This window comes from Cupriavidus sp. UBA2010 (assembly GCF_002335265.1).
Taxonomy (GTDB): domain Bacteria; phylum Pseudomonadota; class Gammaproteobacteria; order Burkholderiales; family Burkholderiaceae; genus Cupriavidus; species Cupriavidus metallidurans.
The window spans coordinates 108,533-132,713 of the sequence record NZ_DDCI01000015.1; the positions used below are offsets into that span (position 1 = coordinate 108,533).

Below are 24,181 nucleotides of genomic sequence, written 5' to 3' on the forward strand. Positions count from 1 at the left end.
CTTCTTTGGCCCGGTAGCTCAGTCGGTAGAGCAGAGGATTGAAAATCCTTGTGTCGGCGGTTCGATTCCGTCCCAGGCCACCAGATTCAAGCAAAACGGACGCTTCGGCGTCCGTTTTGCTTTTTGCGTTCTGCATTCGGTCGGTTGGAATCGGGCGATGCCCGACCCCGCGACCATCAAGCATCTGGCCTGCTGTGCGACTACGCCGTCGCCTGAAGCCCCTTCGGGGTACGAAGCAGGTTCAGCACCACCATCACCACGACGTTCGCCGCGAGGCAGGGCAGTCCAAGGTTGATGCCACCCAGATCCACCTTCTCGAGATACAGCACGACCGCCATCAACTGGCCGGTCAGGATGCCCAGCACCACCGCGCTTGGCCTGACACGTAGCGAGAACAGGATGACGATCATCCCTGGCAGGAACTGCGTCACGCCGTAGTACGTGGTGTTGATCAGCGTGAGCATCAGGTTCGGCGCCATCAGCGTCATCAGGATTGACACGATCAGGTACACGACGATCACCCCCTTTGCACCCGCCTTCTGCCTGGACTCTGGCAGGTGCGGCAGCAGGTTGCGCGTGACGATGGGACCGATCGCCAGACACATGCCCGTCAGCACCAGCAGGCCCGACAGCGCCGCGGCCGCCGCCACCAGGCCCAGTAGCCAGGAGGGCAACAGGTGGGTGGCCGCCACGAAGAAGGCCTCGTTCGCCGTTGCAAGCGTGTCGCTGCGCGTCAGCGCGTAGTACGACGCCAGTACCAGGAACGGATACATCAGCATGTACAGCGGCATGGCCACTTGCGTGCGGCGGATCGTATCGGCGCTTTTCGCCGTGTAGATGAACTGCACCGAGATCGGCATCATGTAGAAGCCAAGCGACTGGAACAGGATCGTGCTCATCGAAAAGCGTAGCTGCTCGTCGTTCATCCGGTTGCTGACCTGCTCGCTCGCCACGTGGAAGACCTTCGCCACGCCGACCTCGCCCGCAACCGCCAGACCCGTCACCACGATCGCCACCACCATCAGCACGTCCTTGAGCACCGCCACGTAGGCCGACGAACGCACGCCGGATATGGCGATGTACGTGAAGGCGAGCACCGCCGCGATCAGGACCAGATGGAGCGGCTGGAAGCTCCAGCCTAGCCCCCGGAACGCGGCGATCAGGCCCGTGAACTGTAGCTGCGCCATCGGCAACAGGAACAGGATCGACGACAGCGCGACCACGAACTCCACGGCGCGGTTGTCGAAGTGGCCCTTGAACAGGTCAGCCAGTGTGATGGCATTGAAGCGCTGGCCGGCCTCCCATATCTTCGGCGCCAGGAAGTATCCAAGCGGATAGGCCAGCAGGATATAGCCCAGGAACCAGATGCCGTAGGTCGGCCCCTTCGCGTAGATGCCGCCGGCGAAGCCCACCATCGTGGCCACGCTGTAGATCTCGCCAGCCGCCAGGAAGAACACGAGGAACGCGCCGAACTGCCGGGACGCGACGAAGAAGTCATGAGCGCTTTGCGACCCCTTTCCCTTGCGCGAACGCAGGGCCAGGTACAGCGACAGGACGATGAAGCCGAGGAAAACCGCTGTGGACATAAGAGTGGCTCCCGGTAGTCAGGCGTCCAGCCGACGCTCGGCGTCGACAGGACGATCGAAGAAGCGCCAGCAGACGTAGAGGCACACCGACGTCAGCACGAACCAGGCGAACATCCACGCATAGATGAATGGCACGCCGAGCACGAAGGTGTCTACCGACGCAACCCAGGGCAGCAGCCCCAGCACGCCAACGTAGGGAATGCCGATGCCGATCAGTAGCTTGAGCATGACCGGACTCCTTTCAGCGCGCGGCCGACGTCTGGGGATCGATCGGCGTCATCACGCCACAGCGCGCCTCGATGGCCTCGCCGGCGGACAGGATCAGGCTTTCCTGAAAGCGTCCGGCTACCAGTTGCACACCCATTGGCAAGCCTCCCGCCAATCCAGTGGGCACGGACAGCCCGGGCAGGCCGAGAATTGCCGTTGCGAGCATCGGACTCTGCGCGTCGAGGATGTGGCGCGCGGCATCAGCGCCCTGACGGTCCGCGTCGATCATGAACGGGCGTTGCCAGGACACGGGCATCAGCAACAGCGGGTGGCGTTCGAAGAACTGCTGCCACTCGCGCAGCAGCGTGGTGCGTCGCGCCAGGGCGTTCATGTATCCGGCGAGATCCAGCGATGCTGTCTGACGTCGTTGGGTGCCGATGGCAGCGCGCACGGCATCGTCGCCGTCACGCTCGATGATGTCGCCCAGGCCAGCGGCCAGTTCGTTCATCGTCAGTGCCAGCCACAGGTCGGTCGCCTCCTGCAATCGAGGTGGCACGACTTCCTCTATCACGCAGCCGGCATCCTCGAGCCAGCGAGCCGCCTGCCTTACGGCGGCCGTGACCGCTTCGTCGGCCGTGAAGCCCGGCAGGGTTGCGCAGACGGCAATGCGTGTCGGAAAGGTCTTGTGAGCGCTACCAACCGAGGCCGAAGCCTGCCAGGGGTCACGGCTGTCCGGCGCGGCCATCGCGGTCAGCGCCAGACGCAGGTCGCCTACCGTGCGTGCCAGCGGCCCCTGCACCGACGATAGCTGCGCACCCATCGTGCGCTCACGCAACTGCGAGGGATTGAAGGCCGGCACCAGACCCTGGGTCGGGCGCAGCCCGGCAACACCGCAAGCATAGGCCGGATAGCGAATCGAGCCACCCTGGTCATTGCCGTGCGCGATGGCGCCGATACCGGCCGCCACCGCAGCCGAGGCACCACCGCTGGACCCGCCCGGTGTATGGCTGGCATTCCACGGATTGAGGGTACGGCCATGCAGGTCGTTGTCAGTGAACCAGCGCAGCGAGAATGCCGGCGTGTTGGTGCGGCCGATGATTACGGCGCCGGCCTTGCGGAGATTGGCAACCACCGGGCTGTCCACGCTGGCCACCGTGTCCTGGAACGCCACCACGCCATTGGTCGTGGCACGGCCCGCCATGTCGACGTTGACCTTCACCGTGACGGGGACGCCATGCAGCGGCCCAAGTGACTCGCCCCGGGCCAGCGCCGCATCGGCGTCGGCCGCTGCCTGCATCGCCTCGTACGCCAGCACGTCGACGACAGCATTGATCGACGGATTGACCGCGTCCAGTCGGGCCAAGCTACTGGCAACAACCTCCACCGACGATACCTCGCGCTTTGCGATCTGGCTGGCGGCCTCGGCCGCGCTCCAACGCCACAGCTCGTTGCTCACGTTGCTCATGCGTTTGTCTCCTGTTTCCGTGTTTTGAGTTTTGTGTTCGGCCGCCTGTGGGGCTGGCGGCACGTCGGAGAAAGACTAGTCCGCTATGATGCATACCAAAAGACAATACTTTTCCGATGGTGACCACCAACAGTTGTCACCGTTTGCGGCGCAGCAGGACGCCTGCCCAGGGGAGACAACACACATGCGGGACCATCAATTGAAGGCGTGGCTGCGGCTGGTCGAAACCGGCAGCATCCGTGGCGCCGCGCGCAGTCTGCACCTGAGCCAGGCAGCGATCACGAAGGCCATTCGGGAACTGGAAGAAGACCTCGATGCGCCGCTGATCGTCAGAAGCTCGCGCGGTATCACGCTCACCGAGTGCGGCCGCCAGCTGACCGTCCGCGCGCGGCAGTCGCAGAACCAGCTCACGCTCGCGCGCCAGGACATCCGTCAGTTGATGGGCGGCGAAAAAGCCCGCGTGTCGGTCGCGGTGACGCCGATGGTCTTCCTGAGCGTGCTCCCCGATGTCCTGCGAGATTTCCGGCGCAGCATGCCGCTGGCCGACCTGACGCTCGAAGAGGGCCTGATGCCCGCAGTATTGCCCGCGCTGCGCGCCGGCACGGTCGACTTCGCGATTGCCGCGCTGATTCCGGAGACGCTGGGCAGCGAGTTCGATTTCGAGCCCCTGAAGACGCTCGACGTCATGATCGCGGGCCGCCGTGGACACCCGCTGGCCAACGCCACGCGCTGGGAAGAACTGGTGGAGTGCGACTGGCTGATGCAGCTATCGCCAGGCAGCCAGCACACCTTCCTGCTCGATCAGTTGCAGCAACTCGGCCTGCCGCTTCCCCGGCGCATCATCAAGACCAATACGTTCGGCGTGACGTCGAGTCTGCTGGTCAGCACCGATGCCGTGTCGACGATCCCGAGCAGCATCCTGAAGGTGGGTCCCCAGTCGGAGCAGCTCACGCGCATTCCCGTGGACGTACCGCTGCGGCCCCTGGTGCTCGGCATCGTGACGCTGCGCGACAACCCGCTCTCGCTGGCCGCCACGCGATTCTCGAACCTGTTTCGCGAAGCACTGTCGCGCGTGAATCCGGCGCTGGACTAGTTCACATCCCTAGCCGAACAGTTCCTCCGCCACCGTAGGATGCAGTGGCATCGTCGTCTTCAGATGCGCATCCTTCACGCCGAGGCGCAGTGCAACGGCAAAGGTTTGGATGATCTCCGGCGCGGCGTTGTCCATCAGGTGCGCGCCCAGCACCCGCCCGCTGCGCGCGTTGAACACCAGCTTGAATACCGATGGCTGCGCCACACCGCCGAAGCGGTTCTCCAGCGACACGAACCGCTTGATCTCGGTGCGCACGCGATCGGCTCTGCCGCCGGCGGCTTCGATCGCCTGTGTCTCAGTCAATCCCACCGCTCCGATCGCGGGTTCGCTGAACACGGCGGTCGGCACGAAATCGAAATCGGCAATATCACCACGTTTGCCGAACAACCGATCGGCAAGCCAGCGCCCCTGCGCGATGGCTACCGGCGTCAGATGCAGATTCCGATCCATGCAGTCGCCGATCGCATGGATCGAGCGCACCGTGGTGCGGAACTGCCGATCGACGCAAATGCCGCCGCGTTCGCCAAGCTGCACGCCAAGCGCATCGAGCCCGAGTTCGGCGATGCTGGGCCGGCGCCCGATCGCCGCGAGCACCGCCTGTGCGCGCACGGTCTGCGTGCGGCCAGGATTGTTCTGCTGCGTGTAGCAGACTTCCGTCGCGCCGTTGGCCTGCGACAGCATCGTCACGTCGGCCCTGAAATGGAGTCGCACGCCCTTTGCCGCGAGTGCCTCGGCCAGCGCCGCGGCAATATCGTGATCGAACTTCGGCAGCAGGCGATCTCCGCGCACCAGCAGGTCCACTTTCACGCCATAGCGCGAGAGAATCGACGCCATCTCCACGGCAATGTAGCCGCCGCCGATCACGGCGATCGATGCAGGCACGGTCTGCCAGGTGAACACGTCATCGGACGAACTCGCCAGCTCGCCGCCCGGAACGGGCAGGGCGAGGGGATGCGCGCCAGTGGCGATCAGCGTTTTGCGCGTGCGGATGATCTCGTTGCCGACCACCACCTCGTCCGGTCCACTGAGTCGCGCATCGCCATGCAGGATCTCGACGCCGGCCTCATTGAGCCGTTGCGCGTACGACGCATTGAGCCGCGCCACTTCGGCATTCACGCGCACACTGGCATCACGCCAGTCTTCCTTGCCGCCGGTATGCGACAGGCACGTCGAGAGGATCGACGCCCAGTTCGCGCCATAGGAAAGCATCTTCTTTGGCACGCAACCGCGATTCACGCAGGTGCCGCCAATGGCGTCGCGCTCGACCAGTATCACGCGTGCGCCATGCGATGCCGCGCGGCGCGCCGCGGCCACGCCACCGGAGCCTGCGCCGATCACGACGAAATCCGCTTCACGCGTGGTGGGCCGCACGGAACGCTTGCGGCGCGGCACACGCTCGACAACCGGCTCCGCGCTAACCTCGCTGGCGCGGCGCCGGGCTTTTGCCGTTGTCTTCGTGGTGGTCGCCGTTGATGCCTGACGCTTAGTCATTCATGCCTCCTTGCCTGGCAGCCCTTGGCCGCATTGCACATTGCACACACGATCGACCGGCGCCAATCTGGCGCATACCACTCAAGACGCCGGCAACAACTCCTCTCTGATCTCGGGCCACTCGCGCAGGAACGTTTCCGCATCGCGGCAGCCCAGGTCGTATGCATGCGTCATCGCCTCGGGCCGGGTGTAATCCCAGCTCGAAATCGGCACACGCATTGACGGTTGCAGATACAGGCGACGCTGGCCGTCCACCTCGAGCACGAAGCGGCGCGGGCGTGGATACAGCCTGGTCACCAGCACCAGCACATTGCCCGGCGTGGCATCGAGCGCATCGACGGGGACGTTGTCGACCAGTCCGCCGTCGAGCACCGCGCGGCCATCCCGGCGAAGTACTGGCGTGAACGGTGGCGTCGATGCCGATTGCAGCAGCAGATCGGCCAGATCCTCGGGCGACCGGCAATCCTGCGCGCGCACGAACTCCGGATGAAAGCCAAGCTTGCGGCCCAGCCTCGGGTGCAGTGTCTTGAGCAGGTGCTTGTCGATGTTGTACGCGAGCAGGCCGGCCGCTACGGCCAGACGCGGGCCGCTCCAGCGCGGGATATGCGCGACGCCGATGCGAATCTCCGGCGCTTCCTGCAATCGCTCCAGACGGCTGTCGCCAAACAGCGAAAGCAATGCGTTGCGATAGATACCGTAGTGCGGAAATACGCGTTCGCGCCGCAGCAGGTTGCCCCAGTACGCATTGCGCGAATTGTTGGCCAGCACCTCGCGGTAGTAGGCCATGGTCTGCTTCGAATCATTGGCGTAGACCATGCACGCCGTGGCCGCGCCCGCCGAGATGCCGGCGATCACGCGTGGCCGCAGTTTCAGCTCTGGCGCCACGGTGTCCCACCATCCGGCCTGCCACCAGCAGCGGTTGCCACCACCAGCGAAAACGATCTGGTCGAATGGCTGCGCACCTGGCGAAGGGATGGAAGTGGAGGTCGACATGCCGGCGTTCAAAGCAGCGCGTAGGTGGTAGTGGCCTGCACGGCGAGCTTGCCGTCCTTGCCAGTGAGTTCGATCTCGCCGAACACCACGGTCTTGCCGAGCCGCAACACGTTGGCGCGCACAAGCACATCGCCGTCGATCACGGGACGCATGAAGTTGGTAGTGAGGCTGACGGTCGTCATCGGGCGGAAATTGCCCAGGGCGTTCGCGATGGCGACGATCATCGCCGTGTCCGCCGCGGACATCAGCACCTGCCCGCACACCACGCCGCCGGCGTGGCGAAGGCTTTCGCTGAAAGGCAGACGCAGTGTCACGCCATCGGCATCGACGGCTTCGGCACGCAGGCCAAGCTCACGCACCCAGGGGGCCAGCACGCGTTCGAGCGTGGCGTCGATGTCGGCTAGCGTGAAAGTGGATTCGGGCACGGTCCGTGTCTCCTCGGCGCACGATGTTGTTTGCGCCAATGATACAGGGGGCCGAAGCCCCCTGCCCAAACCCGCCGGGCCGCCCCAAAGGGCGGAACCTGGGATTTATGCCGCGTTGTCCGCTTCCGCGCGCGCGGTCGTGCGGCTGGCGTGCCAGCGCAGCAGACGCGGGAGCACCACCACCGCCACGGTCATGGCCAGGATGGTTGCCGAGATCGGCTGCTTGATGAACAGGCTCCAGTCGCCCTGTCCGATCGACAGCGCATTGCGAAGCTGCTTCTCGGCCATCGGGCCCAGAATCAGGCCGACGATGACTGGCGCGGTCGGGAAATCGAAGCGGCGCATCGCCATGCCGAGCAGGCCGATCACGAACAGCAGCAGCAGATCGAACCACGACTGGCGAATGCCATACGCACCCAGGCCGGCGAAGATCAGAATGCCACCGTACAGCAGCGGCGTCGGCACGCGCAGCATGCGCACCCACAGGCCGATTGCCGGCAGGTTCAGCACCAGCAGCATCACGTTGCCGATATACAGCGAAGCGAGCAGGCCCCACACCAGATCGCCCGAGGTCTGGAACAGCATCGGACCCGGTTGCAGGTTGTAGTTCTGGAACGCCGCCAGCAGGATTGCCGTGGTGTTCGAAGTCGGGATGCCCAGCGTCAGCAGCGGGGCCAGCGTGGCGGTCACGGCGGCGTTGTTGGCGGCCTCGGGGCCAGCCACGCCTTCGATCGCACCAACGCGGCCGAACTCGTCCTTGTGGTCGGACAGCTTCTTCTCGGCGGCATACGACAGGAACGTCGGAATCTCCGCGCCGCCGGCAGGAATCAGGCCGAACGGGAAGCCGATAACCGTGCCGCGAATCCAGGCCGGCACCGAGCGCTTCCAGTCCGACTTGTTCATGTGGACCGAGCTCAGTTTATTGAACGAGCCTTCGGGCTGCGGGAAGAAGGCGTTGAATAGCGCCTCACCCACCGCAAACAGGCCCACGGCCACCACGACGATGTCGATACCATCGTAGAGTTCCTGCACGTCCATCGAATAGCGTGTCTGGCCGGACAGCGAATCCATGCCGATCAGGCCGATACCAAGACCCAGGAACAGGCTGGTCATGCCGCGCAGCAGCGACGAACCGAGCACGGCCGAAACGGTCGTGAAGGCCAGCAGCATGATCATGAAGTACTCGCCCGGGCCAAACTGCAGCGCCACGTCGGCAGCCACCGGCGCGAACATCGACAGCAGCACCGTGGCGATCGTGCCGGCCACGAAGGAACCGATCGCGGCCGTGGCCAGCGCGGGGCCCGCACGGCCGTTCTTGGCCATCAGGTTGCCTTCCATCGCGGTGACCATCGTGGACGACTCGCCCGGCGTGTTCATCAGGATCGAGGTCGTCGAGCCACCGTACATCGCGCCGTAGTAGATGCCGGCGAACATGATCAGCGCGGCGGTCGGTTCCACCTTCGCGGTCAGCGGCAGCAGCATCGCCACGGTCAGCGCCGGGCCGATGCCCGGCAGCACGCCGATCGCGGTGCCCAGGAAGCAGCCCACCAGGGCCCACATCAGGTTAAGCGGCGTGATGGCCACGGCAAAGCCGTGCATCAACTGGTTCAAGGTATCCATGTTTCGTTCCTCCCGTTGGGGTGCGGGCTCAGAAGCCCGCTACCGGCAGCAGCGGCAGGTTGATGCCGAGCAAGAATTCGAACAGCGCCCACATCGGCACCGTGATGAGCAGGCCGATCAGCGCGTCACGCACGATGCGGCGGCTGCCATAGCCACGCGCCACGCACACCATCATCAGCGTCGACGAGAACACGAAGCCCAGCGTGCCGATCAGCGCCATGTTGGCCACCAGCCCCAACGCCACCCACAGGAAGCCTTTGAAGTTGTGCGGCGCCGACGGCAGTTCGGCATCCTCTTCGGGCATGTTGCGGAAGCCGCCGCGCACGCCTTGCCACGTCAGCAGCGCGCCGCACACCGCCAGGCCGATGGCCACCAGCGTGGGGACGAAGCGCGGCGACAGGCCGGCATAGCCTTCATCGCCGGAAATACCCGGCAATCCGGCAAAGAAGAAGGCGGACACCGCCAGGATGGCGACGCCGATGGAGACGTGGGATGGTTTCATGATGGGGCTCTCGGATGGTCCTGCCACCCGCACGGTCACGGGGCCCGGTGACGATATGGTTTGTTTTTTCGGTGCATCGCAGGTGGCGGCACCGGGCCCCGTGCCGCTCTCCGCACCGCCGGACATGACGGTCGGCGGCCGGGCGGGAACGACAGGGTGAAACGAACTTCCGCGTGCTTGCTGGTCGTCGGGGACCGCGGCTTGCGCGCCGGGCCCCTGTGGAGCGGTCTTACTTGGCGACGCCGAGTTCGCGCAGCGTGCCACCCAGGCGGGCGGATTCCGCGTCGACGAACTTGCCGAACTCGTCGCCGGTCAGCAGGAACGGCGTCCAGTCGTTCTTCTGCAGCGCGTCCTTCCAGACCGGGTTCTCGGTGCCCTTGACCACGGCGTCGATCATCGCCTTGCGCTGTTCGGCCGAGATGCCAGGCGCGCCATAAACACCGCGCCAGTTGTAGATCTCGACGTTGATGCCTTGCTCCTTGAGCGTCGGGATATCGGCGGTGCGATCCTTCGACGTCACGGCCAGCGCGCGCATCTTGCCGGTCTTGATGAACGGCAGGAACTCGGACACGCCAGCGATACCGACGGTCACGTGACCGCCCAGGATCGATGCCGAGGCTTCACCACCGCCCTGGAACGGCACATAGTTGATCTTCTTCGGGTCCACGCCAGCTTCCTTGGCGATCAGGCCAGCCAGGATGTGGTCGATCGAACCCTTCGAACCGCCGCCCCAGCTCACGCTGCCCGGATTGGCCTTCAGCTGCGTGGTCAGGTCCTTGATCGACTTGATCGGCGAGCTGGCCGGCACCGTCAGCACCATCGTGTCCGCGAACAGGCGCGCGATCGGCGTGGCGTTCTTCAGGGTCACCGGCGGGTGGTTCGTCTCGATCGCGCCGACCATCACGGCGCCGGTCACGATCAGCGCGTTCGGGTTGCCCTTGTCGGTGTTGACGAACTGGGTCAGGCCGATGGTGCCGCCCGCGCCGCCCTTGTTGTCATAGGAGGCGCTCTTGGCTGCGCCAGCTGCCACCATTGCCGCGCCGATGGTGCGGCCGGTCTGGTCGAAACCGCCACCGGGGTTGGCGCCAATCATGACCTTGAGGGAGTCCACGGCGTAGGCCGGAGCGGCCACCACGGCGGCGGCCAGCGTCGCAGAGGCGACGAAGGCGTGCGTGAAACGGGCGAACGAGCGATTCATCAATGCTGTCTCCTGTCTTTATTGGAATGTTGTGGTTGTACTGAGAGAACGGCCACGATGTATTTGGCCAGACTGCCGACGGCATGGACATCGGCGATCATGGCCCGAATTCTAGATGGCCGAAACTGTCAAATGCCTGTCAAAACGTCAGCAAATGTGTTGGGGTTTACGTGGTGTTGTTTGCTTTGTCTGTCGTCGCAGGTCATTGCCGCTGTCGCATTTCGGCATCGCCGGCTGGGGGGGAAATCTGATCTAAACATCTTTGACTTGGCGGCCGACATACATCTCACTACGATGGATTTCAGTTGCCTGCCGCACGGACGGAGCAATGACAAGAACGATCCGGACCGACGCACGACGATGCGAATCGGCCGATAAAACAGAAGTTTCAATGGGTGTCACTGGGGTCAAGATGGATACGATAATCAAGGCGTCGGACGGCTGGGTGCCGGAACTCGGCGCGGCAAGCGATCGCGGCCTGTGGAAGAGCACCATGGCGGCGGCCAACCAGGCGCTGGAAGCGGCCAAAGGCATGCAGGCGGCCGTCAGCCAGTCGCTCAAGCTCCAGCGCAAGATCACCGCGCTGCGTGACGAACTGCACCGCATGGAAGCCGAACGCGATCTCTATCGCGACCTGCATTCCCGCACGGTCGACGAACTCAATCACACGCTCGACCTGAGCCCCGACGAATGGCAGCGCCTGCGCGCGGAAAACGAGACGCTGCAGATCCGCCATCGCGCCTACAAGCTGCTGGTGCAGCACTACGCGCGCAACGGCCTGGCGATTGAACCCGCAGTCTTCGCCGAGCAACGCAGCCGCGTTCAGCAACACATCCTGTTTCAGCGTCGCAAAGGGATTCCGGTGTCGGTCATCACTGCCGACGACATCGCGTTTCTCGTGCGCTGAGTTGAAATGCGCCATGGATTTGCGCGGGGCGCACTTGCCGTATCCCCGCGCAAGGAGCTGGTCATGAACTGCCTTGTCGCTGCATCGATGGCACCGCTGCACTACCGGCCGGCGCATCCGGCGCATCCGTCGCGCATACCCGATTACGCCCCGCTTCCTTGGCGACATAGAGCCGGCGGTCGGCCACTGCCAGCATGGCGTCGAGTGTCTGGCATCCGTCGGTCCCGGCTTCTGCAACACCAATAGACACGGTGAAGCGGATGCGTCCGTCGCCCGCCTCGGGGTGCGGCGCGTCGGGTGCCGCCTCGACGGACGCGGCTTCCACGGCCAGGCGCAAGCGCTCGGCCGCGGCCACGGCTTCAGCCGTCGAGGCGCCCGGGAGCAGCACCGCGAATTCCTCGCCGCCAAGGCGAGCTGGGAAGTCGACCTCGCGCAATTGCTTGCGCAGCAGGTCCGCCATCGTCACGAGCACGCAGTCGCCGCTGGCGTGGCCCCATTTGTCGTTCACGCGCTTGAAGAAGTCAATGTCGAGCATCAGCATGGCCAGCGGCGTGCCATCGCGCTGCCGGCGGGCCGTCTCCTTTTTGAACTGTTCGCTAAAGCGGCGCCGGTTGGCCAGTTGCGTCAAGGGATCGGTCTCGGCCATCTGCTGGAGTTTCCTGCCGGCGGCCAGATAGTGGTCAAACAGCAGCGTCACCACACGCAGCGTGACATACATCAGCACAGGTAGCAGGAACCAGATCGTCAGCAATGGCAAGCTGAGGCGCCGGGCCACCGTCGCATAGACATCGTATTCGTCGAGCGTGTCCACCATTAGCCAGTTTCCGGCACTGCCCACGCGCTGGAAGTACACATACTGGCCATTGACGTGCCGCATGCCCGTGCCTTGCGAGATGAGGTCCGACACCGCCGTATTGCGCAGGTCCCCGGCGAAATCGTCGGGCCAGCGCAGATTGGTCTTGCCTCCGGTCTGACTCGAGACGATGACATTGCCGTTGCGGTCCAGCAGGTAGCGATGAGACCCCAGGATCTCCGGCAAGCCAATCAGGTCACGCAGACGGCGAATCTCCAGGTCCACGGCCACCACGCCACGGAAGCGTTTGGCGACGTAGACCGGCACGCTCAGTGTCGTGCGCAGTTGCGTGCTTTCGAATTGCGTGTAGACCTGCGCCCAGCGCATTTCGTGGCTGGGGTCGCGATCGGGAAGCAGGCTGCGGTAATAGTCGATCCCGCTAAAGCGTTTGATCAGGGCAGGAGCCCGGTCCGGTGGCAACGCGGGATATGTCACGTAAAAGCCGTTACTCGAGATGAACGTCACCGTGCCATCGGGACGGTCGCTGCGCTGGCTGACGCCCAGCACATGGCTGAGCTGACGCGCGGCCTGCAGATCCGCCCGCAGGTCCTCGTCGCGGCGTTCGAAACCTTGCAGTCCTTTCAGGGTCTGGGGCGACACCCCCACGATCGGCGCGTCGCCAAGCGGTACCTGCAATTCCCAGACAGGTTCATTGCGTGCCGCATAGGCACGTTCGACATCGCCGTCAGTAGACGCTTTCGTACCCTGCTGGAGTTCGAGAAGCTGCTGCGCGTAATCGCGCACGAACGATAGCTTGAACCGTTCCGCATTGATAACCGCTTCCGCGCCAAGTGCGCGCAGCGCCAGGTCGTGTTGATGCAGGATCAGGACGCGCTCGCGCAGCAGGTACAGGTCGCGCATCGCCACGACAAGCATCAGCAGCATCGCCAGGCCAAATCCCACCACCACCACGCGCTGCGGATATATCAGTGCCGCACGCGGCAGCCAGCGCGGCCGCGGAAGCAGTTTGTGCCATGCCATTGGACGTCTCCGGCAAGCCCGCATCTTGCGGGTACTGCGACGACGGATTCAGGAATGATGGTACCGATATGCTGGCACAGTGTAGAGCACACGACGACGTCTGGTGCATGGGAGACGAGCGTCTTCCGTCTGATTCAACCGCGGTCAGGTGCTTGCAGGCTCGGTTCGGAAATAGAGCAGGGCGACGGCCGGCAAGGCGAAGCCGATCCAGCTCGCCAGCGGCCAGCCGGCACGCGCATAGGCCCATGCGCCAACCGACGAGCCAATCGCGCCGCCGACGAAGAAGATGGCCATGTAGAGCCCATTCAGGCGGCTGCGATGCTCCGCGGACAAAGAGAAGATCGCGCGCTGCCCGATCACCAGGTTGGCCGACACGGCAAAGTCGAGCACGATGGCCGCGACGGTCAAGGCCACTAGTGACATGAGCGAACCTTCGGCGCCGATGCGGCTCAGCAGGAAGGAGCCAGCGCCAAGCGCCAGTGCGATGGCGGTCATCTGGCGGCTGTGGCCACGATCGGCATAGCGGCCGGCCATCGGCGCGGCAATCGCGCCGGCCACGCCCACGAGCGCGAACACGGCGATGCCGGTCTGGGACATGTGGAAGGCAGGCCCGGCCAGGTACAGCGGCGTGGTGGTCCAGAACAGGCTGAATACGCCGAACATGCTTGCCTGGTACATCGCGCGCCGCCGCAGCACCGGCTGCGTGCGCAACAGGTGCCCCATCGAACCAAGCATCTCGACATAGTTCACGCCGGGCGCCGGCTGGCGCTGCGGCAGCTTGCGCGACAGCACCACGCCAAGCAGCACCATGGCCACGGCCGACGCGGCGAAGATCGTATGCCAGCCGAACAGGTCCGCCACCAGGCTCGATACCGGGCGCGCCAGCATGATGCCCATCAGCAGACCGCTGGTCACGTTGCCGACGGCCCGGCCGCGCGCATGTTCGGGGGCGAGGTGTGCCGCGAACGGCACCAGTACCTGCACCGCCACCGAGCACAAGCCTATTGCGCAACCAGCGATCAGGAACACGCTCGCGTGGGTAGCCAGCGCCGCCGCGACCAATGCCACCGCGCAGCCGGCGATCAGCGTCAGTACAAGCTTGCGGTTCTCGACGATATCGCCCAAAGGCACCAGCAGCAGCAGCCCCACGCAATAGCCGATCTGGATCAGCGTGACGATCAGGCCGGCGATCTCGGGAGAAAGCTGGAGCGCCCGCGCGATCGGACCGACCAGTGGCTGGGCGTAGTAGAGATTGGCGACGATCATGCCGCACGCGGTGGCCAGGAGGGGAGTGATCCAGGCAGCAGGGGCGTCGGCGCGTTGGGCGGTGGCGGATGTCATGGCCGCCGATTCTACCGGGACATAGATAGGCCCGTATGACACAGGGGATTCAAACCCGCTTCAACGGAAAACAGGGGAATCCGGCTCGGCGTCGAAGCGCAATTCCTCCTGGACCGGCGCGGGGTCATCGCCCTGATCGGCGGCCGGGATCAACGCGCTGACGCGTACGCCGAGCAGCCGGATGCGTCGTTCCAGCGGGATACGTTTGAGGCACTCGGTGGCGCCATGCCGGATCGTCGCGCCGTCCGCGGTGTGGGCGGTCAGCGTCAGGTCGCGCGTGACGGTGTGGAAGTCGTCGAAACGCAGCTTGATGCCGACGGTGCGCCCCACATAGCCCTTGCGCCGCAGATCTTCGGCCACGCGCATGCAAAGCCGGGTGAATTGCTCGGACAGTACGGGACGATCGCTGCGCGGATGCAGATCACGCTCGAACGTGGTTTCGCGGCTCATCGACTTGGGTTCGGAGCTGACCACGACCTGCCGCTCGTCGCGCCCATTCGCCACTTCGGCCAGCCAGCTTGCGTAATTGCGGCCGAAATGGGCCTGCAGCAGCGCGGTGTCGGCCTCCGCCAATTGCCCCACGGTCTCGATGCCGATCGCCGCCAGCTTTTCCGCCGCCTTGGGGCCGATGCCATTGACCTTGCGGGCCGCCAGCGGCCAGATTCGTGTCGGGATATCGGCCGGCGTCAGGATCGTCAAGCCGTCGGGCTTGTCGAGTTCGGAACCGATCTTGGCCAGCAGCTTGTTTGGCGCCACGCAGATCGAACAGGTCAGCCCGGTGGCCGCGTTCACGGCTGCCTTGATGCGGGCCGCCACATCGCGCGCCTCGCCATCAACATCAGTCAGATCGATATATATCTCGTCGATTCCGCGGTCTTCTATTTGTTCGGTGAATGATCTGACTGCAGCCTTGAACAACCCGGAGTAACGCCGGTAGGCGTCGAAGTCGGTCGGCAACAGGATTGCGTCGGGTGCGAGCTTGGCAGCCTTCATCATCCCCATGGCGGAGAACACGCCAAGCGCGCGGGCCTCGTAGGTGGACGTGGTCACGACGCCGCGTCCGGCGTAATCGCGCAGACGCGCATAACGGCGTGTGCCGTCGGGCAGGACCTCGGGCACGGCGTTGCGACCGCCCCCGATCACGACGGCCTGGCCGCGCAAATCCGGGTAGCGCAACAGTTCGACGGACGCATAGAAGGCATCCATGTCGAGATGGGCGATGCGCCGTGCGGATAAGGACATGGACGAAAGGGAGAATCGAGCACTGTATAAACGTACAGTATAGTGCCGCGCCCGGATTTTGCGGAGGGCCTGTCAGCGGCCTCTCTCGCAAACCATCAATTTAATAGATTTAAATTCATGTACTTTCACCGACTTCATTCTTAACGCTAATAGTTTTCCGCTGCAGCAGCTTGCTGACAAGCAGGCCTTCGGCCGCGTAGATGGCCAGCGATACCCAGATCAGCGCATAGCCAATCTGCTTTTGCGGCGGAAACGGCTCGTGATATAGCCAGATGCCGAGCGCCAGTTGCAGTGTCGGGCCGGCGTACTGCAGCAGCCCGAGCAACGACAGCGGAATGCGCCGCGCGCCTGCCGCGAAGAACAGCAGCGGCACGGCGGTAATCGGACCCGCCATTGCCAGCAGCACCTGCGTACCCGGTGCTGCGGCGCGCGTGGTGTCCTGACCCGTCAGAAACAGAAAGGCGAGCGCGGCGGCGGCAAACGGAAACAGCAGTAGTGTTTCCAGCGACAGCCCTTCCAGCGCCCCCAGGGCACCGGTCTTGCGCAACAGTCCATAGCCGCCGAACGATGCCGCCAGGCCGAGCGCGATCCACGGCAGCTGCCCGGCCGTCACCGTGAGCCAGATCACCCCCGCCGCAGCAATCGCGATCGATAGCCATTGCACGGGGCGCAGCCGCTCGTGCAGCAGCAACACGCCAAGCAGCACGCTGAACAAGGGATTGATGAAGTAGCCCAGGCTGGCGTCGACCACCCGATCGGCGGAAACGGCCCAGATATAAAGGAACCAGTTGCAGCAGAGCAGGGCCGCGCTGGCTCCGAAATTGAGCACCAGGCGTGGATTGGCCGCCACCTCGCGAAGCCAGCCGAAATGCCGGCGCCACAGCAGGATCGCCCCAAGAAACACGAGCGACCACACCATGCGATGCAGCAGGATTTCCAGCGGCGCAACGCCGTGCAGGGATTTGATGTAGAGGGGCAGCAGGCCCCAGATGATGTACGCGAGCAGCGCGTAGAAGATGCCGAGTTGCATGGGGAAATGTCCCGGGTAGATGTCCGGTTGTGGGCGGATTCTACCGGGGCGGGAGAAAGCGCGTGTGAGCGCCTTGCGGGCGTGGCTAGCGGATAAAGTGCCGGCCCTCTCCACTCGCCCCTCTCCGCGCGGGAGAGGGGCGTTTGCTGCTTACAGCTTGCGGGCGAAGCTGAACTGCGAGAATGCCTGCTCGGCCACGTTGAACCACGCGGCTTCGTTGTTACGGAACACGCGCCAGTCGTCGAAGATCTTCTTGAACGACGGGTTCTTGGCGCTTTCGTCCGCGTAGGCTTCCTGGGTGGCCTTGAAGCAGGCTTCCATGATTTCCTTCGAGAACGGACGCAGCTTCACGCCGTTTTCCAGCAGACGGGCCAGCGCCTGCGGGTTCACGGTGTCGTACTTCGCCATCATGTTCGTATGGGCCTCGATGGTGGCCGTTTCGAGCGCGCGCTTGTACAGCGCGGGCAGCTTCTCGAACTCGGGTGCCGACGCATAGAACGAGAGCTGAGCGCTGCCTTCCCACCAGCCCGGGTAGTAGTAGTACGGCGCCACCTTGTAGAAGCCGAGCTTCTCGTCGTCGTACGGGCCCACCCATTCGGCTGCGTCGATCGTGCCCTTTTCCAGCGCCGGGTAGATATCGCCACCGGCGATCTGCTGCGGCACCACGCCCAGGCGCGACAGCACCACGCCGGCAAACCCGGCGATGCGGTACTTCAGGCCCTGCAGATCCGACACGCTCTTGATTTCCTTGCGGAACCAGCCACCCATCTGCGCATTGGTGTTGCCGCCCAGGAAGTTGACGACGTTGTATTCCTTGAAGAACTCGCGCATCAGCTTCATGCCGTTACCCTGCAGCATCCAGGCGTTCTGCTGGCGCGCGGTCAGGCCGAACGGAATCGTCGTATCGAAGCACAGCGTCGGGTTCTTGCCGAAGTAGTAGTAGCCGGCGGTATGGCCGATCTGCACGGTCTGGTTCTGCACGGCGTCCAGCACCTGCAGGCCCGGCACGATTTCACCTGCGGCAAATACCTTGATGTTGAACTTGCCGTCCGTCAGTTCCTTCACACGTTGCGCCAGCAGTTCGCCGCCGCCATAGATGGTGTCCAGCGACTTCGGAAAGCTCGAAGCCATCCGCCATTCCACTGCCGGGTTGCTGCCGATGACAGCAGGGGCGGCTGGGGCGCTGGCCGATGCTGCCGGCGCGGCGGGCTTTTCTTCCTTGCCGCAGGCGGCGAGCGCTCCGGTGGCGGCCACGGCGGACGCTTTCAACAGGAAGGAACGACGTTCCATGGACATCTCCTCGTTATTGATATGTATGTATGCAGAACTGTCGGGAATCCGGATGTGTTGTCGGAAAGACAGGCCGGTCGATTATAGCGGTGGCGTTTTGGGCACGGAGCCCCATCAGAATGGGGGTTTTCGCTAGGAATTCGCACTTCTGCAACGGATAACGGGCATGTTCGGAAATGATGCACGGGGCATGGCTGGATCGTCCCGCAGCCTTTCGTAATGTGAAAAGCTGGGCATTTCGGCGGATTTTGTAACCCACCTTGTAGTCCAACAGTTCACCTGATAAAACCTGAGCCCTTGTTCCGGTGTTCGTACCAAACCGGTTTCGTCGTTGCCATGCTGCGTCCTGCTTTGCGCCCCCATCGTCTGCTTGCCCGTCGTCGCCTCACGTTTGCCGTACTGGCCGCGTGGGGACTGGGTGCGTGCGCGCATACCGGCAGTTCCGTCACCCCGCCACCGTTCATCGCGGAGAGCACGGTGCCGCCCGCTGCCTCGGTGATGGCGTCCCTGGAGCCAGCGGCGGCAGTTCCTGAATCAGTTGCCGCACCGGCAGCTTCGGCACCTTCAGCCGATCCGCTTGGCGACCTGATCCTGTCGTCCGCACCGACGGATGCGGCAGCCAAGCCCGCCGAGGCGGCCAGTTCGCCCGAGGCCACGCCGCCCGCTAACGGGGCAACTTCCCCGGAAGCTGCAACGCCCGCTGATAGCGCGAAGCCCGTCGAAGCGACGAATGCCGTCGATCCGGATTTTGTCGGCCCGCCCGACTCGCTGGCGCCGCCGCCACCACCTCCGCCGCCGCTCGTCCTGTTCCCGCACCGCCTAGGAGAATTCCCCGCGCAGGCCGCTGCGCCGCAAGGGGAAGGGACCGGCGACCCTGCATCCGCGCAAACCCCTTCCGACGTCCCGCCGGTCCTGCGCTCGCAGTTGCCGGCAGGCGATCTGGCCGGGGATTCGGTCTGGCAGCTCGGCTACAGCGGCCGTGCGGCCGTGGAGGACCGGTCAGGCCTGCAGCACGCCTGCACCGCCGGTGGCACGCCTTCGGCCGGCTTTGGCAAGGGGCTTGCCTGCACCAGCTCGGGCGAGGTCAAGATTCGCGAGTCTCTGGTGGATATGGGAGGCGGCACGCAGGTCCAGCTCGTCGCGCAGGCCAAGGGCACCGATACGACATCGGTCAACGGCAATGCCGCGGCGGTGGACCCTTACGCGCTGGTGCAGAACTTCTATACCTCCGTCAGTGGCCTCTCGGGAACACCCATGCTGGAGGAAGCCAGCGTCTGGGCTGGCCGCCGCGACAGCAATCCATTCCTGATGTCGTCGGGCCTGCTGCCACCGAGTTCGCCATCGATGCGTTTCGGCGTCGACAACGCCAAATTGGGCGACTTCGGACTGAGTTATCAATACACCGCACGTAACGAACTAAATGGCGCCAAGCTGCCCAGCTATCACACAGTCCGATCGGCACCGATCGGCACCAATGACAAGGGTTCGGTCCAGGTAGGCTTCACCCGCGTGGAAGCCATGCAGGAAATCGAGAATTCGGGCGGCGCATGGTGGGCATCGGCCATGCACGAGCAGAAGGGCGTGCTCTATGGCACCAATCGGCTTGGCCTGCAGTATGGACAGGGGTCGCGCGTGGCCATGACCGGCTATTCGGGCATGGGCAACGATCTGTCACGCGTCCGCGTGTCCGATTCGGTGGAATGGAAGAGCCGGACAGGCCTGGCGGGTTCGGTGGAGTCCAGCCTGCAGCTCGATCATTCCGGCGTTGGCACGCTGCAATGGGCCGCCACGCGCGTCCGGCCAGCATTCGTCGCCAACGACCAGTTCCGGCTGACGTTCGAGGTCGCGCACGACCAGATCTCGTCGGGGTTTGGCGTTGGCGGGCAGCGCACGGCGTTCACCGTGGCACCGACACTTACGCTCGGCAAATCGGCCGGCAACGCCAACCTGCGTGCGTTCTATACCTACAGCCGTGCCAATGATGTGGATGGCATCACCTTCGCCTCGCCAGCCGATGCCTGGGCATCCCAGACATCCGGCTCGATCTTCGGCGTCCAGCTCAATCGGCGCTGGTAAGCTCCGTGCGGCCTTGCCAGCGTTGGGCTGGCGGGTTTGAGACCGCTGCCATGGGTGCAGGGCAGAGCCACTGGAACAGCAACGCGGCATTCGTTGCACCACATATCTGCGCAAAAATAAACATCGGAACATCAATCCCACGAATACCTGTAAAGGTATCGGTCAGCGCGCAGGCAATTGTCAGCGCCGGATTGGCGAATGACGTGGACGATGTGAACCAGTATCCGGCGGTGATATAGCCCGCCACGACAAATGGCACGAGTCCCGGCCGATGGCGGCTGGTGGCCAGACCCAGCCCAATCAGCCCGAACGTCGCCAGAAATTCGCTCCACCACATGGGCGGACCCGTGCGCGCCTGTGTGGCCGCGGCCAGCAGCGGCAGACCGAACATGGCGTGCGCGGCCATCACGCCGAACACCGCGCCGGACAACTGCGCCAGCACATACCCAAGCGCTTCGCGCGGCGACAGATTGCCCTGGATCAGGTTCGACAGCGTGACCACCGGATTGAAATGACCGCCTGACACGGGGCCAAGCGACACCAGCAGCGCTACAAGTCCGGCACCAGTGGCCAGGGCATTGCAGAGCAGGGCGAGCGCGGTATCTCCAGCGGCAAGCCGCTCGGCACGAATGCCGGACCCCACTACGATCGCAATCAGCAAGGCCGTACCCAGTCCTTCGGCAACGAGCCGGCGCGCGGTCGTCGGGGTACGCATCGTGGGGGTGGTGTCTGGCATGGCGCGGGCTGAATCGTGGGGGAACTGCGACCGCGCAGTGTTCCGCGCGGGAGCAAACCCCGTCAATGCCGCGTCAGGATGTAGTGAACGAACTACCGGTATCGAATGGTAGGCGTCAAACTATTCCCACAATAAATCAAACCAATCGACAAACAACAAAGTTCATCCATCCTGCTTATGGAAAAGAGTCGTGCGGGCTGATGGATTGCAAGCACTAACTGTATAGTTATTTTTCGCACGAATGATCGAAGATAAAATTCATCATCGACCATCTATACTAATTATTAAAAGCAGCTACTGCAGGTTGTTGCGCATCAGGAGCAGCCACGGCATGTGCGAATTCGTGAAGCCGTCGAGCTGGCCAGCATCGTTCATGTCGATCACGTCCATCGACACCGACTGCTGGACGTTGCCGCCAATCGCCTTGACCACGCGCGCGGCGGGGTCCACTTCGACCACGATGTCGCAATGCATCGGCGTGGTACCGAAACCGATCTCCGCCGCGCTGGAGATGTACTTGTCGCGTCCGCGGGCGGCGCAAATGACGTCGCCCGGCCTCGGTACCGCCGGCATCGGCTCGATATGGAAGGCAGGGCGGGGCAGGATGCCATCGCGTGCATCCACCACATACATCGAATGTGACTGGCCGGTCAGGAACTGGTCATTGTCGAGTCCCGCCTTGCGCATCACCCACGAAATGAACACGGCCGACCACGCCCAGGCGCCCTGGGTGATCTGACGGCAATTCGGCGCCTCACCGACGATGCCCCAGTACCCCTGTGCCATCTGGCAGCCCCGGGGCGTGGCTTCCATGCCGGTGCCATCGGGAAAGCGCACGCAGTCCGCTTCTCGGCCGTTCTCGTCATTCTCGGTATCCGCCGACGCCTGGCTGCTGACATCACCGCCGTCCGATGCCTTTTCGGGTCCGGCAATCACCGGAGCGGGCAGCGGACTCTGTGTGACGCAGGCGCTGTCGTCACGCCCGATATGCACGACCTGCTGCCCCCATTTGCGCCATTCCTGCATGGCGATATCGACAATGCGCTCGCGCGGCGTTGCGCCAGGCGGCGTGGTCACCTGCTGATAGTCGGGGAGCGGCACGGCCTGCGGACGAGCCGTTTTCGGAGGCGTCGTGGTACAGCCGCAAAGCACGGCGAGGGCAACTGCCGCCGTCAGTCTCTGCGCCATGGCCTGTGGAGAAGCCTGTGGAGCCTTGTGTGGAAAGCGCTGTGAATAACGCTGTGGAAATCTGCGCAGCAGCAAGCGGGGCAGCATGTCGGGTCCATGCGTCGCGACATCCCGCAATGCCTTGATCAGACAAGGCTGGATGGCATTTTTCAGGGATTTTCGGCCATCACGAAAGTGGCGATGCCGACTGTGAGATTCTACCCGCGGCGTCGCGGGAAATCCTTTGTGGATAACGTCCCCCGCCTGGCGCGCACCTGCGCCAGTTCTGGCGTCTGGCGGCGGCACGGCGGGGTCATGCGATACGGGCTGGAGACGCCCGCAGGCATTACTGGTTGACTGCGTCCTTGAACTTCTGACCGGCCTTGAACTTCACGGTCTTTGCAGCTTCCACCTTGATCTCTTCGCCGGTACGCGGGTTACGCGCCATGCGTTCGCCACGTTCGCCCTTGCTGAAGGTGCCGAAGCCGATCAGGCTCAGGGTCTCACCCTTGGCCACGGCGTCCATGATGGCGCCCAGGGTCACGTTAAGGGCTTGCTCGGCCTTCGCCTTGGTCAGACCGTCCACGCCTGCTGCAATTGCGTCGATCAGTTCAGTTTTCGTCATGCTTCACTCCGTATCGAGTTGAAAAAACACCAGCGTCCAAGCCCGCGACCTCACCCTGGAAGCCGCTCTGGCAAAGACGCCGCGGGCCACATCATACCGTGTCGGGCAAAGTGCACCGGAAACAAGATTGTTACCGGTTACGTTTGCACGGCCGCGTCAGCAAAGGGATGGCGGGGATTGGAGACGTTCTGGAAGCCCTGTGAGCGCGTATACGGCGTATACGGGCACAGAGGCTCCTGGCCCCTCCTGGAGGCTGCCAGGGACGTATACGGCCCTTTGAGCGCGTCCTGGGGCGTATACGTTGCCTGGGAGGCGTAGCGGAGGGTTGGGAGAGGTTCAGGGGCCTGCTGGGCACCCTGCCTGTTTTTTGATCGGCCTTCTGAATGCCGGATTCGGGTCGTTGGGCTGCGATGTCTGGAGGTATACGTCTCGACGGCGCAGCTCATGCGTATGGTTTACATCTTCTTTTCATGTATACAGATAGTAGTAGTAGGTAAACGGCGCCCGATTCTGTGGATAACCGCGTATACATCAAGCGAATCAAGCGTTTACGTATACCAAAACCACAGGGATGAACGGCCGGGCGACGTGGATGACTCAGTCATTCGCATGAGGCAGTGCGCGTATACGCACCGAGTTGTTCCAGCGCCGTCCCCATGTCAGCCCCAGTAAACCCACACCAAACGCGCGCGCTTATCCACAGAAATAGCCTTGGTTATCCACATTGGTGGCGGCGAGGTATACGTCCGTCGTGCGTATACCTGAGTGGGCAGCACGGGTATCATCCGGTTCGCGCCGGACTGGACCGGCCGCCATCGCCACGGGAATCAGCACATGTCGGACAAGGGCACGGACACCAAAGATAAAGAGAAGAAGGCGGGAAAGAAGAAGACCGCCAGTGATCGCATCGAGGTGCGCCAGTCGGGCGTGCATGGCAAGGGCGTTTACGCGATCGGCCAAATCGCCGAAGGTGAGCGCGTGATCGAGTACAAGGGCGAGCACATCTCCTGGAAGGAAGCGCTCAAGCGCCATCCGCACGATCCGAACGACCCGAATCACACCTTCTATTTCAGTCTGGACGACGGCGACGTGATCGACGCCAAGTTCGGCGGAAACCGTGCGCGCTGGATCAATCACGCCTGCGATCCGAACTGCGAGGCGCGCGAGAAGAAGGGGCGCGTGTTCATCCACGCGCTGCGCGATATCGAGCCGGGCGAGGAACTGTTCTACGACTACGGCCTGGTGATCGACGCGCGCTACACAAAGAAGCTCAAGCAGGAATACGAGTGCCGCTGCGGCAGCCCCAAGTGCCGTGGCACGATGCTGGCGCCGAAGGACAAGAAGTAAGGCGAT

The 24,181-nt window shown here is 63.8% G+C and carries 21 protein-coding genes and 1 tRNA gene; 5 read left to right on the forward strand and 17 right to left on the reverse strand.

Features of this window, described 5'->3' with window-relative positions:
• Nucleotides 1-7: 7 nt before the first annotated feature.
• Nucleotides 8-83, forward strand: a tRNA-Phe gene (locus B2246_RS11435).
• Between the two features lie 117 nt (nucleotides 84-200).
• Here the strand turns inward: B2246_RS11435 and B2246_RS11440 are convergent.
• The 3 genes from B2246_RS11440 to B2246_RS11450 are packed head-to-tail and all read right to left on the reverse strand — an operon-like array spanning nucleotide 201 to nucleotide 3,249.
• Entirely contained in the window at nucleotides 201-1,586 is a 1,386-nt protein-coding gene (locus tag B2246_RS11440; protein ID WP_186425476.1) for a sodium:solute symporter family protein, read from the reverse strand.
• 18 nt (nucleotides 1,587-1,604) lie between these two features.
• A complete protein-coding gene (locus tag B2246_RS11445; protein WP_008641015.1) occupies nucleotides 1,605-1,814 on the reverse strand; it encodes a DUF3311 domain-containing protein in 210 nt (69 codons plus the stop codon).
• A 13-nt stretch (nucleotides 1,815-1,827) separates the two neighbouring features.
• On the reverse strand, nucleotides 1,828-3,249 hold the full coding sequence (locus B2246_RS11450; protein ID WP_411860087.1) for an amidase family protein: 1,422 nt from the start codon (nucleotides 3,247-3,249) through the stop codon (nucleotides 1,828-1,830).
• A 193-nt stretch (nucleotides 3,250-3,442) separates the two neighbouring features.
• On the opposite strand from B2246_RS11450, the gene B2246_RS11455 reads away from it, so the two are divergent.
• Nucleotides 3,443-4,351 (forward strand): LysR substrate-binding domain-containing protein, encoded by a 909-nt coding sequence (locus B2246_RS11455; protein ID WP_008641013.1) that lies wholly within the window; start codon nucleotides 3,443-3,445, stop codon nucleotides 4,349-4,351.
• Between the two features lie 9 nt (nucleotides 4,352-4,360).
• Here B2246_RS11455 and B2246_RS11460 read toward each other — a convergent pair whose 3' ends face one another.
• The 6 genes from B2246_RS11460 to B2246_RS11485 form a co-directional block, all read right to left on the reverse strand.
• Nucleotides 4,361-5,842, reverse strand: a complete 1,482-nt coding sequence (locus B2246_RS11460) for a dihydrolipoyl dehydrogenase family protein (protein ID WP_008641012.1) — start codon at nucleotides 5,840-5,842, stop codon at nucleotides 4,361-4,363.
• An 81-nt stretch (nucleotides 5,843-5,923) separates the two neighbouring features.
• Nucleotides 5,924-6,835, reverse strand: coding sequence for a patatin-like phospholipase family protein (locus B2246_RS11465; RefSeq protein ID WP_286882260.1), 912 nt, complete (start codon nucleotides 6,833-6,835; stop codon nucleotides 5,924-5,926).
• Between the two features lie 8 nt (nucleotides 6,836-6,843).
• A complete protein-coding gene (locus B2246_RS11470) occupies nucleotides 6,844-7,260 on the reverse strand; it encodes a PaaI family thioesterase (RefSeq protein ID WP_008641008.1) in 417 nt (138 codons plus the stop codon).
• Between the two features lie 105 nt (nucleotides 7,261-7,365).
• Nucleotides 7,366-8,880, reverse strand: a complete 1,515-nt coding sequence (locus B2246_RS11475; protein ID WP_008641007.1) for a tripartite tricarboxylate transporter permease — start codon at nucleotides 8,878-8,880, stop codon at nucleotides 7,366-7,368.
• Between the two features lie 28 nt (nucleotides 8,881-8,908).
• A complete protein-coding gene (locus tag B2246_RS11480; protein WP_008641005.1) occupies nucleotides 8,909-9,382 on the reverse strand; it encodes a tripartite tricarboxylate transporter TctB family protein in 474 nt (157 codons plus the stop codon).
• A gap of 229 nt (nucleotides 9,383-9,611) precedes the next feature.
• On the reverse strand, nucleotides 9,612-10,580 hold the full coding sequence (locus B2246_RS11485; RefSeq protein WP_008641004.1) for a Bug family tripartite tricarboxylate transporter substrate binding protein: 969 nt from the start codon (nucleotides 10,578-10,580) through the stop codon (nucleotides 9,612-9,614).
• A gap of 412 nt (nucleotides 10,581-10,992) precedes the next feature.
• Here B2246_RS11485 and B2246_RS11490 point away from each other — a divergent pair, with 412 nt between their 5' ends.
• Nucleotides 10,993-11,487: a hypothetical protein gene (locus tag B2246_RS11490; RefSeq protein ID WP_008641003.1), complete on the forward strand. Its 495-nt coding sequence runs from the start codon at nucleotides 10,993-10,995 to the stop codon at nucleotides 11,485-11,487.
• A 61-nt stretch (nucleotides 11,488-11,548) separates the two neighbouring features.
• On the opposite strand, the gene B2246_RS11495 is transcribed toward B2246_RS11490, so the two are convergent.
• From B2246_RS11495 to dctP, 5 genes are all read right to left on the reverse strand, one after another.
• Nucleotides 11,549-13,321, reverse strand: a complete 1,773-nt coding sequence (locus B2246_RS11495) for a cellulose biosynthesis regulator YedQ (RefSeq protein WP_286882258.1) — start codon at nucleotides 13,319-13,321, stop codon at nucleotides 11,549-11,551.
• 144 nt (nucleotides 13,322-13,465) lie between these two features.
• Nucleotides 13,466-14,662, reverse strand: a complete 1,197-nt coding sequence (locus tag B2246_RS11500; protein ID WP_286882257.1) for an MFS transporter — start codon at nucleotides 14,660-14,662, stop codon at nucleotides 13,466-13,468.
• Nucleotides 14,663-14,722: 60 nt separating this feature from the next.
• Complete coding sequence (gene dinB, locus B2246_RS11505; RefSeq protein WP_035881155.1) at nucleotides 14,723-15,904, reverse strand: DNA polymerase IV; 1,182 nt, start codon at nucleotides 15,902-15,904, stop codon at nucleotides 14,723-14,725.
• Nucleotides 15,905-16,019: 115 nt separating this feature from the next.
• Entirely contained in the window at nucleotides 16,020-16,934 is a 915-nt protein-coding gene (rarD, locus tag B2246_RS11510; RefSeq protein WP_286882255.1) for an EamA family transporter RarD, read from the reverse strand.
• A 150-nt stretch (nucleotides 16,935-17,084) separates the two neighbouring features.
• Entirely contained in the window at nucleotides 17,085-18,224 is a 1,140-nt protein-coding gene (gene dctP, locus B2246_RS11515) for a TRAP transporter substrate-binding protein DctP (RefSeq protein ID WP_008640993.1), read from the reverse strand.
• Between the two features lie 336 nt (nucleotides 18,225-18,560).
• On the opposite strand from dctP, the gene B2246_RS11520 reads away from it, so the two are divergent.
• Nucleotides 18,561-20,300, forward strand: coding sequence for a carbohydrate porin (locus tag B2246_RS11520; protein ID WP_286882254.1), 1,740 nt, complete (start codon nucleotides 18,561-18,563; stop codon nucleotides 20,298-20,300).
• Here the strand turns inward: B2246_RS11520 and B2246_RS11525 are convergent.
• From B2246_RS11525 to B2246_RS11535, 3 genes are all read right to left on the reverse strand, one after another.
• Nucleotides 20,284-21,036, reverse strand: coding sequence for an aquaporin (locus tag B2246_RS11525; protein ID WP_152414896.1), 753 nt, complete (start codon nucleotides 21,034-21,036; stop codon nucleotides 20,284-20,286). The genes B2246_RS11520 and B2246_RS11525 overlap by 17 nt on opposite strands.
• Nucleotides 21,037-21,330: 294 nt before the next feature.
• On the reverse strand, nucleotides 21,331-22,224 hold the full coding sequence (locus B2246_RS11530) for a DUF2272 domain-containing protein (protein ID WP_186425470.1): 894 nt from the start codon (nucleotides 22,222-22,224) through the stop codon (nucleotides 21,331-21,333).
• A gap of 325 nt (nucleotides 22,225-22,549) precedes the next feature.
• Nucleotides 22,550-22,828: an HU family DNA-binding protein gene (locus B2246_RS11535; RefSeq protein WP_008640984.1), complete on the reverse strand. Its 279-nt coding sequence runs from the start codon at nucleotides 22,826-22,828 to the stop codon at nucleotides 22,550-22,552.
• A gap of 834 nt (nucleotides 22,829-23,662) precedes the next feature.
• Here B2246_RS11535 and B2246_RS11540 point away from each other — a divergent pair.
• Complete coding sequence (locus B2246_RS11540; RefSeq protein ID WP_008640983.1) at nucleotides 23,663-24,175, forward strand: SET domain-containing protein; 513 nt, start codon at nucleotides 23,663-23,665, stop codon at nucleotides 24,173-24,175.
• Nucleotides 24,176-24,181 lie beyond the last annotated feature (6 nt).

What these genes read in the sequence shown, in the direction of transcription:
- B2246_RS11490 (WP_008641003.1), top strand. Translation starts at nt 10,993, where the DNA reads ATGGATACGATAATCAAGGCGTCGGACGGCTGGGTGCCGGAACTCGGC.
- B2246_RS11465 (WP_286882260.1), bottom strand. Translation starts at nt 6,835, where the DNA reads ATGTCGACCTCCACTTCCATCCCTTCGCCAGGTGCGCAGCCATTCGAC.
- dinB (WP_035881155.1), bottom strand. Translation starts at nt 15,904, where the DNA reads ATGTCCTTATCCGCACGGCGCATCGCCCATCTCGACATGGATGCCTTC.
- B2246_RS11540 (WP_008640983.1), top strand. Translation starts at nt 23,663, where the DNA reads ATGTCGGACAAGGGCACGGACACCAAAGATAAAGAGAAGAAGGCGGGA.
- B2246_RS11475 (WP_008641007.1), bottom strand. Translation starts at nt 8,880, where the DNA reads ATGGATACCTTGAACCAGTTGATGCACGGCTTTGCCGTGGCCATCACG.
- B2246_RS11460 (WP_008641012.1), bottom strand. Translation starts at nt 5,842, where the DNA reads ATGACTAAGCGTCAGGCATCAACGGCGACCACCACGAAGACAACGGCA.
- B2246_RS11485 (WP_008641004.1), bottom strand. Translation starts at nt 10,580, where the DNA reads ATGAATCGCTCGTTCGCCCGTTTCACGCACGCCTTCGTCGCCTCTGCG.
- B2246_RS11445 (WP_008641015.1), bottom strand. Translation starts at nt 1,814, where the DNA reads ATGCTCAAGCTACTGATCGGCATCGGCATTCCCTACGTTGGCGTGCTG.
- B2246_RS11495 (WP_286882258.1), bottom strand. Translation starts at nt 13,321, where the DNA reads ATGGCATGGCACAAACTGCTTCCGCGGCCGCGCTGGCTGCCGCGTGCG.
- rarD (WP_286882255.1), bottom strand. Translation starts at nt 16,934, where the DNA reads ATGCAACTCGGCATCTTCTACGCGCTGCTCGCGTACATCATCTGGGGC.
- B2246_RS11455 (WP_008641013.1), top strand. Translation starts at nt 3,443, where the DNA reads ATGCGGGACCATCAATTGAAGGCGTGGCTGCGGCTGGTCGAAACCGGC.
- B2246_RS11525 (WP_152414896.1), bottom strand. Translation starts at nt 21,036, where the DNA reads ATGCCAGACACCACCCCCACGATGCGTACCCCGACGACCGCGCGCCGG.
- B2246_RS11480 (WP_008641005.1), bottom strand. Translation starts at nt 9,382, where the DNA reads ATGAAACCATCCCACGTCTCCATCGGCGTCGCCATCCTGGCGGTGTCC.
- B2246_RS11440 (WP_186425476.1), bottom strand. Translation starts at nt 1,586, where the DNA reads ATGTCCACAGCGGTTTTCCTCGGCTTCATCGTCCTGTCGCTGTACCTG.
- B2246_RS11535 (WP_008640984.1), bottom strand. Translation starts at nt 22,828, where the DNA reads ATGACGAAAACTGAACTGATCGACGCAATTGCAGCAGGCGTGGACGGT.
- B2246_RS11520 (WP_286882254.1), top strand. Translation starts at nt 18,561, where the DNA reads ATGCTGCGTCCTGCTTTGCGCCCCCATCGTCTGCTTGCCCGTCGTCGC.
- B2246_RS11500 (WP_286882257.1), bottom strand. Translation starts at nt 14,662, where the DNA reads ATGACATCCGCCACCGCCCAACGCGCCGACGCCCCTGCTGCCTGGATC.
- B2246_RS11530 (WP_186425470.1), bottom strand. Translation starts at nt 22,224, where the DNA reads ATGGCGCAGAGACTGACGGCGGCAGTTGCCCTCGCCGTGCTTTGCGGC.
- dctP (WP_008640993.1), bottom strand. Translation starts at nt 18,224, where the DNA reads ATGGAACGTCGTTCCTTCCTGTTGAAAGCGTCCGCCGTGGCCGCCACC.